13 protein-coding genes and 2 tRNA genes are annotated in these 15,022 nt (G+C 71.8%); 6 read left to right on the forward strand and 9 right to left on the reverse strand.

Features of this window, described 5'->3' with window-relative positions:
• From ACZ7M3_RS12960 to ACZ7M3_RS12970, 3 genes are all read right to left on the reverse strand, one after another.
• Nucleotides 1-72: transfer RNA gene (locus tag ACZ7M3_RS12960), tRNA-Gly, on the reverse strand.
• 31 nt (nt 73-103) lie between these two features.
• Nucleotides 104-175 (reverse strand) — tRNA-Glu (locus tag ACZ7M3_RS12965).
• Nucleotides 176-349: 174 nt separating this feature from the next.
• The gene (locus tag ACZ7M3_RS12970) at nt 350-598 is read right to left on the reverse strand and encodes a WhiB family transcriptional regulator (RefSeq protein ID WP_179436804.1); all 249 of its coding nucleotides are present in this window, start codon (nt 596-598) and stop codon (nt 350-352) included.
• 233 nt (nt 599-831) lie between these two features.
• Here ACZ7M3_RS12970 and ACZ7M3_RS12975 point away from each other — a divergent pair, with 233 nt between their 5' ends.
• Together ACZ7M3_RS12975 and ACZ7M3_RS12980 are read left to right on the forward strand one after the other, a co-directional pair.
• Nucleotides 832-1,623 carry a VOC family protein gene (locus tag ACZ7M3_RS12975; RefSeq protein WP_472062951.1) on the forward strand — a complete coding sequence of 264 codons (792 nt, stop codon included), beginning with the start codon at nt 832-834 and terminating at the stop codon, nt 1,621-1,623.
• Between the two features lie 183 nt (nt 1,624-1,806).
• Complete coding sequence (locus ACZ7M3_RS12980; RefSeq protein ID WP_472063128.1) at nt 1,807-2,472, forward strand: TetR/AcrR family transcriptional regulator; 666 nt, start codon at nt 1,807-1,809, stop codon at nt 2,470-2,472.
• A gap of 52 nt (nt 2,473-2,524) precedes the next feature.
• On the opposite strand, the gene ACZ7M3_RS12985 is transcribed toward ACZ7M3_RS12980, so the two are convergent.
• On the reverse strand, nt 2,525-3,562 hold the full coding sequence (locus tag ACZ7M3_RS12985; protein WP_452973141.1) for a LacI family DNA-binding transcriptional regulator: 1,038 nt from the start codon (nt 3,560-3,562) through the stop codon (nt 2,525-2,527).
• Nucleotides 3,563-3,712: 150 nt separating this feature from the next.
• On the opposite strand from ACZ7M3_RS12985, the gene ACZ7M3_RS12990 reads away from it, so the two are divergent.
• Together ACZ7M3_RS12990 and ACZ7M3_RS12995 are read left to right on the forward strand one after the other, a co-directional pair.
• The gene (locus tag ACZ7M3_RS12990) at nt 3,713-4,615 is read left to right on the forward strand and encodes a hypothetical protein (protein ID WP_472062952.1); all 903 of its coding nucleotides are present in this window, start codon (nt 3,713-3,715) and stop codon (nt 4,613-4,615) included.
• Between the two features lie 95 nt (nt 4,616-4,710).
• Nucleotides 4,711-6,807, forward strand: coding sequence for a HEAT repeat domain-containing protein (locus tag ACZ7M3_RS12995; RefSeq protein ID WP_472062953.1), 2,097 nt, complete (start codon nt 4,711-4,713; stop codon nt 6,805-6,807).
• Nucleotides 6,808-6,882: 75 nt separating this feature from the next.
• Here ACZ7M3_RS12995 and ligD read toward each other — a convergent pair whose 3' ends face one another.
• The gene (ligD, locus tag ACZ7M3_RS13000) at nt 6,883-7,899 is read right to left on the reverse strand and encodes a non-homologous end-joining DNA ligase (RefSeq protein ID WP_067361434.1); all 1,017 of its coding nucleotides are present in this window, start codon (nt 7,897-7,899) and stop codon (nt 6,883-6,885) included.
• A gap of 74 nt (nt 7,900-7,973) precedes the next feature.
• Between ligD and ACZ7M3_RS13005 the strand changes: the two genes are divergently transcribed.
• Together ACZ7M3_RS13005 and ACZ7M3_RS13010 are read left to right on the forward strand one after the other, a co-directional pair.
• Nucleotides 7,974-9,044, forward strand: coding sequence for an ATP-dependent DNA ligase (locus ACZ7M3_RS13005; protein WP_472062954.1), 1,071 nt, complete (start codon nt 7,974-7,976; stop codon nt 9,042-9,044).
• Nucleotides 9,045-9,199: 155 nt separating this feature from the next.
• Nucleotides 9,200-10,201 carry a DUF3048 domain-containing protein gene (locus ACZ7M3_RS13010; protein ID WP_472062956.1) on the forward strand — a complete coding sequence of 334 codons (1,002 nt, stop codon included), beginning with the start codon at nt 9,200-9,202 and terminating at the stop codon, nt 10,199-10,201.
• A gap of 73 nt (nt 10,202-10,274) precedes the next feature.
• Here the strand turns inward: ACZ7M3_RS13010 and ACZ7M3_RS13015 are convergent, their stop codons facing one another.
• The 4 genes from ACZ7M3_RS13015 to ACZ7M3_RS13030 all read right to left on the reverse strand — a co-directional run bounded on the left by ACZ7M3_RS13015 (nt 10,275) and on the right by ACZ7M3_RS13030 (nt 14,996).
• The gene (locus tag ACZ7M3_RS13015) at nt 10,275-11,513 is read right to left on the reverse strand and encodes a vWA domain-containing protein (protein WP_472062958.1); all 1,239 of its coding nucleotides are present in this window, start codon (nt 11,511-11,513) and stop codon (nt 10,275-10,277) included.
• Nucleotides 11,510-12,772: an AAA family ATPase gene (locus ACZ7M3_RS13020; RefSeq protein WP_472062960.1), complete on the reverse strand. Its 1,263-nt coding sequence runs from the start codon at nt 12,770-12,772 to the stop codon at nt 11,510-11,512. Before ACZ7M3_RS13020 ends, ACZ7M3_RS13015 begins: the two co-directional genes overlap by 4 nt.
• A 131-nt stretch (nt 12,773-12,903) precedes the next feature.
• On the reverse strand, nt 12,904-14,403 hold the full coding sequence (locus tag ACZ7M3_RS13025) for a hypothetical protein (RefSeq protein WP_472062962.1): 1,500 nt from the start codon (nt 14,401-14,403) through the stop codon (nt 12,904-12,906).
• A gap of 89 nt (nt 14,404-14,492) precedes the next feature.
• Nucleotides 14,493-14,996, reverse strand: a complete 504-nt coding sequence (locus ACZ7M3_RS13030; protein WP_472062964.1) for a MarR family winged helix-turn-helix transcriptional regulator — start codon at nt 14,994-14,996, stop codon at nt 14,493-14,495.
• Between the last annotated feature and the right edge of the window lie 26 nt (nt 14,997-15,022).

Genomic DNA, 15,022 nt, shown 5'->3' on the forward strand with positions numbered 1-15,022 from the left:
TGGTCCTGACCGGATTCGAACCGGCGTATCCGCCTTGGACGGGCGGTGAGTCTGCCTCTGCTCCACAGGACCCTGCTGTCCCGGTCCGCCCGGCCGGACGCAGCCCGGACGACCGGATTCGAACCGGCGTATCCGCCTTGAGAGGGCGGCGAGTCTGCCTCTGCTCTACGCCCGGGTGCGCCACGGCGATCCTAACCACCGCCACCGGTTCGCCCCACCGAATTACGGCAGGGCTCCGGACCAGGGCAAGGCGCCGCCCGGACACGGCTGTTCACGGCGTCCGGCGCGGGGCCCGGCGTCGCAGGGGCCGGTCTCGGCGTTGTTGGGGCCGGTCTCGGCGTCGTAGGCGTCAGTTCTGGTCCGAGCGCCGGAGGCTGAGCCGTTCCTTCTCGGACAGGCCACCCCAGACCCCGAAGCGTTCGTCGTTGTTCAGCGCGTACTCCAGGCAGGCGGAGCGCATCTCGCACATCCCGCAGATGCGCTTTGCCTCACGCACCGAGCTGCCCGGCTCGGGAAAGAAGAAATCGGCCCCGGTCTGCGCGCACAACGCCTGCTCCTGCCAGGCGGAGTCGGCCGGGGTCATGGTGTCGGTGTGCATGACGAGAATCGTGCCGCGCGGCGAAAAACGTTCGATCAACGTGGGATCAACGCCACGTTCCGAGGTGCCAGGCGGCTCGCCGCAAAGTATGAAAACAAAACAAACATAACCGATCACCCAGGGTAATCGCAATGGTCTCTCCTGCCCGCGGCGGGAGTCCTGGCGGCGATTGTCAGTGGGCGGTGCCAGACTCGGCACTACAGGCAACGGGACCCCTCAAAGGAGGGCACAACATGCTCACCACCCGTTTTGTCACCGGCGCTCCGAACTGGCTCGATATCGGCACCCCCGACATCGAAGGCGCCACATCCTTCTATGGCGGCCTCTTCGGCTGGCAGTTCCAGTCGGCAGGGCCCGACTCCGGCGGCTACGGTTTCTTCCAGCTCGCCGGAAAGACCGCCGCGGGCGGTATGCAGACCACCGAGGAACAGGGCCCGCCTTCCTGGACGGTGTACTTCCAGAGCCCCGACGCGCAGGCCACGGCCAAGGCGGCCGAGCAGGCCGGCGGCAGTGTGATCGTCCAGCCCATGGATGTCATGAGCCAGGGTCACATGGCGATTCTCGGGGACGAGGCGGGTGTGCCCTTCGGCATCTGGCAGCCGGGCCTGACCAAGGGCATCGACGTGGCGGGTGACCCGGGTTCGCTGTGCTGGGTCGAGCTCTACACCCCGGACGAGCCGGCGGCCGCCGCGTTCTACAACTCCGTGTTCGGCTGGGAGACCTCGGCCACTCCGTTCCCCGGCGGCACGTACACCTGTATCAACCCCGCCGGGGCGGAGGAGTCGGACATGTTCGGCGGCGTCGTCCCGCTGGCCGACGACCCGACCGAGGCCCAGCAGGGCGCGTACTGGCTGCCGTACTTCGAGGTCACCGACACGGACGCCACCGTCAGCAAGGCCCAGGAGTTGGGCGGCACGGTCCGTATGCCCGCCACGGACCTGGAGGGCGTCGGCCGCATGGCGAAGCTCGCCGACCCGTACGGGGCGCGCTTCGCGGTCATCAAGAGCGCGGCTCGGGAGAGCTGAGCGTACGAGCGAGGCCGGTGGGGCTCTTGCACGTGGGCCCCACCGACCCTCTCCCCGGTCCTGCCCCGCCCTGCTCCGCTCTGCTGCACCCTGTCCAGAAAACGGGGATAACTCCCCAGTTCTCGATTCGGCGATACCATCAGTTCCGGGGAGCGCTCCCCGGAACTTCCGAGAGGCGACATGATGAAGGTCGACGTGAACGGGCCCGATCCGGTGCGGCGGCGCGACGCGCGGCGCAACCGCGAGCTGCTGGTCGAGGCGGCTCGCGAGGTGTTCGCCGCGCAGGGCCTGGACGCGCCGCTCGATGTCATCGCACGCCGGGCCGGTGTCGGCAACGCCACGCTCTACCGGCACTTCCCCAGCCGCGCCGCGCTGGTCGACGCGGTCTTCAGCGACTCGCTCACGCAGACCATGGACGCCGGAGAACGGGCCCGGACCGCCGAGGACGCCTGGGCGGGTCTGCTGGGATACGCCGAAGAGGTCTTCGAGGGCCTCGCCGCCGACCGCGGTGCCAACGATCTGATGACCACCCATCTGGAGGGCGTCCACTCCCTCGACTCCGTGCACGCCCACAACCGGGAGACGGTGGAGGTGCTCCTGCGCCGCGGCCGCGAACAGGGCACGGTCCGCGACGATCTCACCACCGAGGACCTCCTCGTCGCGCTGGCCGTACTCGGCCGCGCCGTCCCGGCCCTCACGAGCACCGCCCCGGACGCCTGGCGCCGCCCCCTCGCCCTCCTCCTCGACGGACTGCGCGCCTCCCCCACCGCCGCCCCGCTGCCCGAGCCGTCGCTCACCGCGCCCCAACTCGGCACGTTCCTGGGCAACTTGGGGCCACACCGGGACTGACGGCACGGAACGGAGGCGAACCCGAGCGGGCGGGCGCACCACGAGGACGGTCCTACGCGGAAACCCGTCGCACCAACGTCGTCGGCAGCACCACGCCCGCCGGGCCACCGTCCGCCCCCTGCTTGCCCGCCCGGCGATCGAGGTCCCGCAGCAGCAGTCGAGCCATCAACCGGCCCATTTCCTCTATGTCCTGACGGACCGTCGTCAGGGGTGGGTCCGTCTGTTCGGCGACCGGCAGCATGTCGTCGAACCCGATCACGGCGACGTCGTCCGGCACCCGCCGCCCCCGCTCGCGCAGCACCCGCAGGGCTCCCGAGGCCGTCAGGTCGTTCGCCGCGAACACCGCGTCGACGTCCGGGCAGCGCTCCAGCAGCTCCCGCATCGCACGCTCGCCGCCCGCGGGCGTGAAGTCGCCCTCGACGACGAGCCGCGGATCGGCGTCGCCCATGACGTCCCGGAAGCCGTCGAGCCGGTCGACGGCGGAGGTCTGGTCGAGGGCGCCGGTGATGTGCGCGACGCGGGTGCGGCCGAGTCCGACGAGATGGCGTACGGCCTCGCGGGCGCCGCCCCGGTTGTCGCTGTCGACATAGACGGCCCGCCGCGCGCCGTCGCCCCAGTCGGGTCGCCCGCCGAACACGGTCGGCACGCCCGCGCCGTGGATCAGCTCCGGCAGCGGGTCGTCGAGGTGCAGCGAGAAGACGAGCGCGCCGTCGACATGGCCGCCGGCGAGATACCGGCCGACGCGCGCGTGGTCGTCGCGGCCCTCGGTGAGCAGCAGGACGAGCTGCGAGTCGTGCGCGGTCAGCTCCTTGCTGATGCCGCGGAGCTGGAGGGCGAAGAAGGGGTCGGCGAAGACCCTGGTCTCCGGTTCGGCGATGACGACGGCGACGGCGTCGTGGCGCCGGGTGACCAGGCTTCGGGCGGCCTGGTTGGGGACGTAGCCGAGCTCCTCGACGGCCCGTCTGACCCGCTCGACGAGCGGTTCGCGCACTCCGTCGCCGCCGTTGACGACGCGCGAGGCGGTGGCCCGTGAGACCCCGGCTCGCGCGGCCACGGCCTCCAGCGTGGGGCGCGACACTGTCTCGGTCACCTCAGGGCTCCTCCTCGGCGGTTGCCAAGAAGGATAGCCCCGGGCAGCACGCGTTGAGAGCGCTCCCCGACCGACGTCCACGCCGCCGAAAGTGCGTTGCGCGGGCAGTTCCCCCTGGCGAGGATCACGCCATGACCATGAGAAAGGCCCATGTCGCCTGACCGCCCGGCCACCCGCTTGGCTCCGTACGCCCGTCTCCCGCGTGTCTACCGGGACCGGCATGTCCTGTACAGCACGGTCGACGCCTACGGACGCGTCCACTGGCCGCTCACCGAGCGACCGCCCGACCCCCTCCGCGAGAATCCGTACGACGCGCTCGTCGTCACGGTCGAGGAGGGCGGGCGGCCGTACGAGACACAACTCAGTGCGGTGCGAGCACGGTTCGCCCGGTTCGACGCGCTGCCCGACGGCGTCTTCGTCCTCGCGAACGCCCGCAGTCGGCGCGGTGAGGAGCATGTCCAGGTGTTCGACGTCCTGGGTCGCACCTCGCACACCTTCCGCGTGGGCGACGCCATCGAGGATCTCCTGGTCGACGAGGCCGGTGACATCTGGGTCGGCTACTTCGACGAAGGCGTCTTCGGTGACGACGAGTTGAACCGACCGTGCCTGCGACGCTGGAGCAGCGCCGGCGAACCGCTCTGGGCGTACAAGCCCGGTCCCGACCACGACGAGATCTGCGACTGCTACGCCCTGAACGTCGGCACCCGGGCCGTCTGTGCCTGTCCCTACACCGACTTCCCTCTCCTGGAGATCCGCGACAACCACGTGGTGCGCGCCCGCGCGAACCCGGTGCGGGGCGCGCACGCGTTCGCCGTCCATGCCGACCGCGCTGGTGTTCCTCGGCCCGTACGGCGAACCCGACCGGATCGTCGGCTGCCGTCTGACCGAGAAGACACCGAGAAGACGGTGGAACAGGTCGCACACGGCCGCCTGCTCCGTCCCGACGGCGGTGGCCTCGGCAGCCACCACCGGATCGTCTGCCGGGGCCCGCGTCTCTACGTGCGGAACGAGTCCTCCAGCGACTGGGCGGTGCTGGACATCAGCGTCATCTGAAGCGCCCTCCCGATTCCGCGGGACCCGTTGTCAGTGGCGTGCGGCATGCTGTGATCAGTGGCAGCCGTACGCCATCGACCACGGGGGAGGTTCATGTGTTCACGGGGATCGAGGATGTCGACTGGGCGTCGATGGGACACGCCTATACGGACTCGGCGACGGACGTCCCGGAGCTGCTGTGGGGTCTCGCCTCGGACGACCCTGCCCGGCGGGACATCGCGCTGGACGGGATGTACGGGGCGGTGCACCACCAGGGGGATGTGTACGACAGCACGGTCGCGTGCGTGCCGTTCCTCTTCGAGCTGGTCGCCACACCGACGGTGGCCGACCGGGGCTCGATCGTCGGACTGCTGCGCAGCATCGCGGGAGAGAAGGAGCCGGACCCAAAGGAGTTGGGCGGCGTCTTCGAGGACGAGGAGGAGGACGCCGCGTGGATCCGGCCCTTCATCGAGGCGTCGGAGCTGATCCGCGGGCGCGCCGGTTTCTTCCTCGAACTGCTGGACGACCCCGATCCGCAGTTGCGTGCGGCGCTTCCGGGCGCGCTGGCGCATCTGCACTCCGACCCGGTGCGGGTGTTCGCGGCGCTGCGCGGGCGGCTGCCCGTCGAGGGGAACCCCGAGGCCGCACGCTGCCTGGCTCGCGCGCTCGGCAGACTGTCCGTCGATCACGCGAGGACGCTCGGCGCCGAGGCGGGACCGGTGCTGCGGGACCTCGTGGACCGCACGTCCGATCCCGAGCTACGCATGACCGCCTTGGCCCAACTGGCGCTCTGCGCACCGGACTCGCTGCCGCGGAACACCACGGAGCTGGCGTTGGAGGTGATGCGGCTGGCCTGCGAGGCCAAGCACGGCCCCGACGGGGACGCGGAAACGGAGGCGGAGCCGGAGCGGCCGCGTACGGACACGATGGTGTCGTATCTGCGGGAGCTGGAGGCCGGGCATCGCGAGAGCATCGACGCCGATGTCGCCGACGATCTCCTGGAGGACCTGCACCGGGCACTCGGCGACCGCACGGAGACACGCTTCGAGCTGCTCAACAAGCAGTTGTGCAGCCAGGACTGGGGCCAGCGCATGGCGGCCGTCCGGATGGGCGGAATGCTGCTGACGGGCTGGCGCGCGCCGAACGATCTTCCGGTGTTCCTGCTCGCGCGCCAGGTCATCGAGGAGGACGACCGCCTCTCGAAGAGCGCGCTGAGCGAGCTGGGGTACGTGGCGCCGATCGCCCAGGTCGTCGGGGACATGCTCGCGGCGTGCGCAGAGGTGTGGGCCGACGAGTGGGAGCCCGTGGGGTGGCAGTGGACGCTCTTCGGCAGGACGCTCGAGGCATTGGCCCGGCAGGGGGATGCGCGGGCCGTTCCGGCGCTGGTCGAGGTGCTGGAGGAGGGCGGCGACGTCCCGGAGTATCTGGCCGGATGGATCGAGGCGATCGGTTCCGACACGGCGGCAGCACTGGGGCCGGTGCTGCATCGCAGGCTGTCCGCTCTGCCGCCCGGTGAGTGGAGCCGTGAGAAGGACCGTCTGATCGACGCGCTGCGTGTGCTCGCGCCGCCCGAGGCGTTGCCGCTCTTCCTCGGAATGCTGGAAGTGGAGTCGGGCCGCACGACACACTGGCGAGCTCTACGTGTTCTCGCGCGGTACGGACGGTCGGCTGCCGGAGCGACTCCGCGCATACGGGAGTTGGTGACTGACGCCGCCCTCCCGGCCGACGCCCGGCTGGACGCGGCGGAGGCGCTCTGGGCGGTGAGCGGCGAATCCGGACCCGTGCTGCCCGTCGTACGCGAGGGACTCGACTTGGACTGGTGGTCCGGGAGGTCCGCGGCGCTGCGGATCATAGCCGCGCTCGGCCCGGCGGCCGCCCCGCTGGCGCCGCGCTTGCGGGAGCTGATGGCAGCCGGTGCCGGCGGTGCCCCTGCGGCCGTCGCCCTGTGGAGAGTGACCGGCGACGCCGACGAAGTGCTACCGGTGCTGATCGAGGCATGGACGGCGACCCCTGCCGGCCGCCCGGAAACGGCGGCCTGCCTGGTCGAGATGGGTCCGGCCGCGGCACCGGCACTGCCCCTCATACGCCGGGAGTTGGCATCGCCGCGCCGCCACCGCAACGACAACACCCAAGGGAACATGCGCTACGACGTCGCCTCCGACGAGGCCCTGCTGAGGGACTGCCGCCGGCTGGTGGCGGCGCTCGACGGGTGACACGGCGCCACCACGCCCAGCCATCGACCGCCCCCGAGGCGGGTGACGATCCGGCGGACAGGCCCTAGCCGTGCCCTAGCCGTCCTCGCGCTTGGCTCGGCTCGGCTGTACCCGTTTGGGCTCGCCCGGCATCTTCGGGTACTCGGGGGGATACGGCAGGTCCCCGAGACCGTGGTCGTGTTCGTCGCGGCTGGCCAGCTCCAGGAGCGCTTCGAGGGAGAAGGCGTGGTCGTCCATGTCGGCGTGCACATCGCCGAGTTCGGCGAAGCGCTTGGGCATGGTCGCCAGGTCGAAGTCCCGAGGACGCGCTTCGGCCACCTCGTCCCAGCGCAGGGGCGCGGAGACGGGGGCGTGCGGGCGGGGCCGTACCGAATAGGCGGAGGCGATCGTGCGGTCCCGCGCGGTCTGGTTGTAGTCGACGAAAATCTTCTCGCCGCGTTCCTCCTTCCACCAGGCGGTGGTCACCTGGTCGGGCATCCGGCGTTCGAGTTCGCGCCCGGCGGCGATCGCGGCCCGGCGGACCTGGGTGAAGGTCCAGCGCGGCGCGATCGGGACGAAGACATGCAGCCCTCGGCCGCCGGAGGTCTTGGGCCAGCCGCGCAGGTCGCCGTACTCGTGCAGGACCTCGCGCAGCTCATGGGCGGCGCGCACGGCGTCCTCGTAGTCCGTGCCGGGCTGCGGGTCGAGGTCGATGCGGAGCTCGTCGGGGTGGTCGACGTCGTCGCGGCGCACCGGCCACGGGTGGAAGGTGAGGGTGCCGTACTGCGCGGCCCACACCACGGCCGCGACCTCGGTGGGGCACATCTCGTCGGCGGTGCGCCCGCTGGGGAAGGTGATGTGCGCGGTCGGGATCCAGTCGGGCATGTTCTTGGGCGCCCGCTTCTGGAAGAAGCTCTCGCCCGTGACGCCCTCCGGGTACCGCTCCAGGGTGGTGGGGCGGTTGCGCAGGGCGCGCAGGATGCCCTCGCCGACGGACAGGTAGTACTGGGCGAGGTCCAGCTTCGTGAAGCCGCGCTCCGGAAAGAAGATCCTGCCCGGGCTGGACAGACGTACGGTCCTCCCGGCTGCGTCGAGTTCCACCGCATCGGCCATGCGAGCCACGGTAGGCCCAGCCCGCACAGCTCGCACACCGGGCGAAAGGCATCGTGTCGCCGCAGAATCGAAGCATGGATCTGCCGGTGATGCCGCCCGTGAAGCCGATGCTCGCCAAATCCGTGGCGAAGATCCCGCCGGACATGCAGTACGAGGCGAAGTGGGACGGGTTCCGCGCGATCGTGTTCCGCGACGGCGACGAGGTCGAGCTCGGCAGTCGTACCGGCAAGACGCTGACCAGGTACTTCCCCGAGCTGGTGGCGGCGTTGCGGGAGCGGCTGCCGGAGCGGTGTGTGATGGACGGCGAGATCGTGATCGCCAGGGAGGGCCGGCTCGACTTCGACGCGCTCACCGAGCGCATCCATCCCGCGGACTCCCGGGTGCGGATGCTGGCGGAGAAGACTCCCGCCTCCTTCGTGGCCTTCGATCTGCTGGCACTGGCCGACGAGTCGCTGCTCGACGTGGCCCTCGGCGACCGGCGGGCCCTGCTGACGATGGCGCTGTCCGGGGTGACGGCCCCGGTTCACGTGGCACCGGCGACCACGGACCGCGAGGTGGCGGAGCGGTGGTTCGAGCAGTACGAGGGCGCGGGCCTCGACGGGGTCATCGCCAAGCCGCTCAACCTGCGCTACCGGCAGGACGAGCGGGCCATGTTCAAGATCAAGCACGAGCGCACCGCGGACGTCGTCGTCGCGGGGTACCGCCTCCACAAGAGCGGGCCCGTCGTCGGTTCCCTGCTGCTCGGTCTGTACGACGACGGGGGCACCCTCCAGCACGTGGGGGTGAGCGCCGCCTTCCCGATGAAACAGCGGGCACAGCTGGTGGAGGAGCTGGAGCCGCTGCGCATGGAGGACGTCGAGCGGCATCCCTGGGCGGCCTGGTCGCAGGAGTCGGCGCACGAGTCCGCGCGACTGCCGAGCGCGCCCAGCCGGTGGTCGACGAAGAAGGACTTCTCCTGGGTGCCGCTGCGGCCCGAGCGCGTGGCGGAGGTGGCGTACGACCACATGGAGAACGGCGTGCGGTTCCGGCACACGGCCCGCTTCCGCCGCTGGCGCCCGGACCGGACCGCGGAGAGCTGCACGTACAGCCAGTTGGACGAGCCCGTCGGGTACGACCTCGCGGAGATCCTCGGCCCGCAGAACTGACGCTGTCACCCGCACAACCGACCCGCGGCCCGATCGGTCCAATAAGTGGGCTGATCGGCCCAACTCGACGCGCGCGAACAGAAGTGAGCGGGTATGGCCACCGATGAACCTATGAGCGCACAATCGATGGCATTGGACGGGGTGGCACGTTGAGCATGCGACAGATGGCGCGGACGCGGTGCGGCGCGATGACGGCGGCGCTGCTGACCGTCGCCGCGGCGGGCTCTCTGATGACGGGCTGCTCCTCGGGCAGTAGCGCCACCGACGACGGACGCGCCCCGGCGCCGAGCTTCAGCCAAGGGCAGGAGACGGGGCCGGCCCAGAGCCCCTCCAGTACCGCCGACGCCGGTCCCGTACTCGCCGTGAAGATCGACAATGTGAGCGCGGCGCGCCCTCAGACGGGTCTCGACGCGGCGGACGTCGTCTACGCGGAGCAGGTCGAGGGCGGTCTGAGCCGGCTGATGGCCATCTACGCAAGCAAGCTGCCCACGGCCGTCGGACCGGTGCGCAGTGCGCGCGAGTCGGACCTGGAGCTGCTGCGCCAGTTCGACAAGCCGACGCTCGCCTTCTCGGGTGCCCAGCACAAACTGCTGCCGGTCATCGCCAAGGCACCCCTGCACGCGGTGTCGGCCGATCAGGGCTCCAGCGCGTATTACCGCAGTGCCTCCAAGATCGCCCCCCACAACCTCTTCCTGCACCCGAAGCAGCTCATGCGTTCCGCGCCGGGGGCCGCCGCCCTCACCACCGGGTTCCACTTCGGTGCCGCCCCGGCGGGCGGCAGCCCGGAGACCTCGCGCACGGTGCGCTTCCCCGCGGCCCGCTTCACCTTCGCCTGGTCGGCGAGCAAGCACCGCTGGCTGGTGTCGATGGACGGGACACCGACGGTGACGACGGACGGGAAGCGGGTGGCGCCCGCGACCGTGGTCGTGCAGTACGTGAAGGTGCACAACTCCAAGTACCACGACGTCCTCGGCAACAACACGCCGTACACGGAGACGGTGGGCTCGGGGACGGCGAAGGTGCTGCGCGACGGCAAGGTCTTCGACGTCGACTGGAAGCGCCCGACCGCCGGCGACGGCACGGAGTTCACGACCACCGACGGTGCGCCGATGAACTTCGCGAAGGGGCAGGTGTGGGTGGTCTTCGCCAAGGCATGACGACGTGGCCGTGACGACGAAGCCGTGACCGCGGCGGGCGACGCGACGTGTCGGGCTCATCGGGCGGCGGGGGCTACCCGATGGCCACCACCCGTGCCCACGCGGGCGGTGCGTCCGGTGTGTAGTCGGGATCGTCCTCGCCCCCCGACCCTGCCGCCGGTTCCCGGGGGAACAGACCCACCACCGTCCGGCACGGCGGCCGGTCCGGCCACGGTGTCTGCCCGTCCGTCAGGACCACGACGACGTCCGGTCGGGGCTGTGCCCGGAGCGCCTTGGCGAAGCCCGTGCGCAGGTCCGTACCCCCGCCGCCCATCAGCGGTATTCCCTCGGCACGGCACAGCGAATGCGCGATCGGGGCCGCGGCGTCGCACGGCACCACGGTGACCAGGTCGCTGCGGCCGCCCACGGCGCGGGAGATGGCGGTGACCTCGAGGAGCGCGCTGCCCAGTTCGGCGTCACTGACCGACCCGGAGGTGTCGATGACCACGCAGACCCGCGGCGGCCTGCGCCGCAGGCTCGGCAGCACGACGCCGGGCACCCCGGCCGAGCGCCGCGACGGCCGTCCGTACGTGTAGTCCTCCCCCACGCCGGAGGCCGAGGCCGCCGAGCGGACCGCCGCGCCCAGCAACTCGCGCCAGGGCTGCGGCGGGTGGAACGCTTCGTCCGCCCACCGCCGCCACCCGTTCGGGGTGTCTCCCGGACGGGCGGTGATGCCCTGCGCCACCCGGAACCGGACGGCGTCCCGTTCCTGCGGGCTGAGGCCGTGGGCGCCGTCCGGGCCGAGGTCCCACTCCCGTTCGAGTCCGTCGGCGCCGCTTCCGCAGTCCAGCCAGGCCAGGTTCCGGGTGAGCGTCCCGAGGCGGAACTGGCGCAGGTAGTCCTCCATGAGCTGTCCCTCGGGCAGCTGCAAGAACCGTGGCGTGACGGCGCCTTCGGGCCGGAGCAGTCCGTCGCCGAACGCGTCGTCGTTGATCTCGCAGTCCGCGGCGATGTTCATGCGCAGCCGTTCCCCCGGGCCGGTCAGTCCACGCTCCCGCGCGACCCTGTCCCCGCGTCCGTGGTGGTCGCGCAGGAGGTGCGACACCTCGTGCACCCACACCCCGGCCAGTTCCTCCACCGGGGTCCGGTCCACGAACGCCGGCGAGGCGTAGCAGCGCCAGTGCCGGTCGACGGCCATCGTCGGCACGCGCCGCGACTCCACGGTGTGCAGGGCGAACAGCGCCGTGGCCAGGTAGGGCCGGACCCGGGCGGCGTGCAGCCGGGCGGCGAAGAGCTTGTCGAGGTCCAGTGTCCCCGGTGCGGGCGCGGTCATCGTCGGGCCTTCGTGGCGGCGGCGGTGCGGACCGCCGCCCGGTCCGCCCGCCGGGACAGGGACACCGCGCCGGCCAGCCGCTCGATCGCCGCCGGAACGTCCCAGTCCTCCTGGCGCAGCGAGGCGAGTGTGGTCGCCGGGACGACCACCAGGTCCGGGGCCCCGGTCTCCAGCGCCCGCACCAGGAGCGCCCACGCCGCGTCCCAACGGGACTTCTCCGGACGCCCACGGACCGCGGCCACCACACCGTCGAGCACGGCTTGGCGGAGGTCCCCCCGCTCGGGCAGGTCGGCACCCGCCGGGTCGGCGAGCAGCGTCTCGGGGTCCGGGAGGTCCATCCGGTCCAGGCTTGCCAGCAGTTCCAGCCCGGGACCGTCCCCCACCGTGCCCCTGACCAGCAGGGAAAGCACTTCCCGGGAGGAGCCGGCCGCGGTGGCGAAGGCGACGAGGCCCAGGGTCATCTCCCAGCTTCGGGGCGACGGCCAGGGACCGCCCCGGCGCGTCTCGCTGCTGGGCAGCCGGTGCACGAGCCCGGGGCGGGCGGAGAGGAGCCCGCACACCGCGCGGCGGGCGAAGTCCACGGCCTCCGGCAACCGCTCCGGGTCGAGCCGGGGCAGTGTCGCCCGCGGCCATGTCCCCCCGAGGCCGCGCACCACGACCTCGTGGTCGTGGGTCCACTGAAGGTGCACGAACCGGTTGGCCAGCGGCGGGCTCAGCTCCCAGCCGTCGGCGGCCGAGGACCGCGGATTGGCGGCAGCCACGATCCGGACCTCGGGCGGCAGTTGAAGGGCGCCGATCCGCCGCTCCAGGACGAGGCGGAGCAGGGCGGCCTGGACGGCCGGTGGCGCGGTGGACAGCTCGTCCAGGAACAGCAGCCCGCGGCCCGCCCGTACCAGTCGCACCGCCCAGTCCGGCGGAGCCATCGGGACGCCCTGCTGCGCGGGGTCGTCGCCGACGATGGGCAGTCCCGAGAAGTCGGACGGCTCGTGCACGCTGGCGATCACGGTGGTCAGCGGAAGGTCCAGGGCCGCGGCGAGCTGGGTCAGGGCCGCGGTCTTGCCGATCCCCGGCTCACCCCACAGGAGCACGGGCAGGTCGGCGGCCACGGCCAGCGTCAGTGCCTCCAGCTGGATGTCGGGGCGCGGTTCGGTGCCGGCGTCACGCAGCAGCGCCAGCAACGCGCCGGCTACGTCGATCTGGGAGGCGGGGGCCGGGTCGGCAGGAGTGTCGGTCGCAACGAACGGGGTACATGTGGGCATATTTCATCACCTTCGGGTCGTGGTGGAACGAGTGGGTGGGCGCTCGGTGGATGTGCTTGGTGGGGTGCTCGGTGGGTGTGCTCGGTGGGTGTGCTTGGTGGCCTGGTGGGCGCAGGGCGGAGATCCCCGGGTCAGCGAGCGGCCGTGTGGCGCGGGTGCGCTCGGAGCCAACGGGGGCGGTCGAGGCCTGGGAGCAGGCGGCCGGATCCGGGGGCGGGGCCGGTCATGCCCGCTCTGAACAGGCCGTACGTGATCCGCCGTAGCGCGGCCGCCTCGAGCTCGTCCCGTAGCGGGCCGCTGCGCAGCACCGCGTCCGGACCCAGCAGGCCCTCGACGACATCCAGCGCACCGGCGGTGTCGCCATGGATCAGGCGTTCGCGGACCCCGGTGAGGCAGTCCGGACGACGGTGCGCCTCGTCGATGGCCCGCAGGCAGGGAAGCGGTGTGCCGGTCAGCGCGACCAGCAGTTCCTCCCGACGGATCTCGGCCGGGTCGTGGTCCAGCGCCGCCAGCACCCCGTCGACCAGACCGATACGGTGCCGGGCTCCCCGGCAGTCCACGAGGCGTGGCTGTCCGGCCCAGCCCGGCGTCCGGGAGGGACCGGCCGGGGCGCGCTCCAGCGCCCGGGAGGAAGCGGTCGGCGAGTGATCCGGTACCAGCGCCGAGGCGACCAGCGGATGCAGCCGCTCGACCTCGATCGAACCGGTACGTATCAGTTCCAGGTCGGGCGGCAGCCAGGTGGCCGCGTCGGGCAGGACGGGCAGCGCGGAGACGCTGCCGTCCGTGGGCGCCGTCGCGATCCGCACACCCGGCGGCCCGACGCCGTCCCTGTCCGCGACCACCTCCAGGACCAGCCGGTCCCGGGCCCCGAGCCGCACGGCGACGGTACCGGTCGTCCGCCCCTGGGACTGGAGCAGAATCCCCGCCTCGGCCGCCCAGCGATCCACGGCACACCCGCGCCCCCGCAGCGCGATTCCCGGCGGATCCGGGTTCTCGGGGCGGCCGTCGGCGGGCGCCAGGTCGGCCCCGGACCGCACGCGCAGCTCATCGGTCCTGCGCGCGTCCCACAGATGGCGGTGCAGGTCGAGGCGGAAGCGGCGACTGGGACGGGGGTGCGGATGCCGGCGGACACCGGCCTCGAAGTGGGAGCGGTCGTGCGGTCCGTCGTGAGATCCCACGCGGGGTCCGTCGCGGGGTCCGGCATGCGGTGCGGCCCACACGGCGAGGCTGATCCGCTGACCGCCGTCCGCCCAGGCCGGTGGAGTCCGCACGACGAGGTGCACCGGGCCTACGCCGTCGCACCCTTGGGTGTCGTACCGGGCCAGGGCGATGGTCAGGCCCGGGCGCAGCAGCCCGTGCGGAGCGATCCTCGGCATGTGCCAGCGCAGCAGGTCGGGAGCCAGATGGCGGAGATCGGCCCGGACCCGAGCGGCGAGGTCGTGGCCGTAAGTACGGGCCACGGAACGCAGGTTGAGATCGACATCGATGCCTGCGGCGGCGCATGCCCCCGCCCAGTCCCCGGCACGGCGGCGGGCGGTCGCAGTCTCGATCATGGTGGGCGGCACGGCGAACTGTCGCACGGGCAGCCAGAAGGAAAGGCGGGAATCCCCATTCGCGGTCTGAGTGAGCATCAGCACTCACCTTGCGCGGACGGGACCCCCATTCTGCCGACAGAGTGAGTCATCATCGCGGGGAGCCTAGCGCTCCTGACCGTGATCTGTCAGATGTTTTCGCCTGGCGTCGCCTGCTGAAGGACCGCCCGGCGTTGCGGGGTGAGGGGTTCCGTCGGGTTGCGCAGCCCTTCCGCGGCGTCCGAGACACGCTGGATGAGGTCGAAGAAGACGGTCTGCTCCTCGGCGGAGAGCGGGGCCAGGAAGACCTGGTTCATACGCGCCGTGCGCACGGTGAGCTTGCGGTGCGTACGCGTCCCCTCGTCGGTGAGGCGCAGCAGGAAGCGGCGGCCGTCCTGCGGATCGCGCACTTTGTCGAGCAGGCCCCGGCGGCTGAGCCGGCTGATGACCTCGGCGATGGTCGACCGGTCCAGGCCCACCCGCTCCCCCACCGTGCGCTGATCCAGTCCCGGCTCCGCGACCAGCGCGTTCAGGACCGCGAACTGCGGTGAGGTGATCTCCTCGGAGACCATCGTGTTCCACAGCAGATAGTGGGCCTGCTGGAGTCGCCGGGCGAGGTGCCCGGGGTGGGTGGTGAGGTCCACCGCGGCCATGTGCGCTCCCCCTGAGTGAGTCCGTC

Source organism: Streptomyces sp. NPDC111656 (assembly GCF_055656965.1).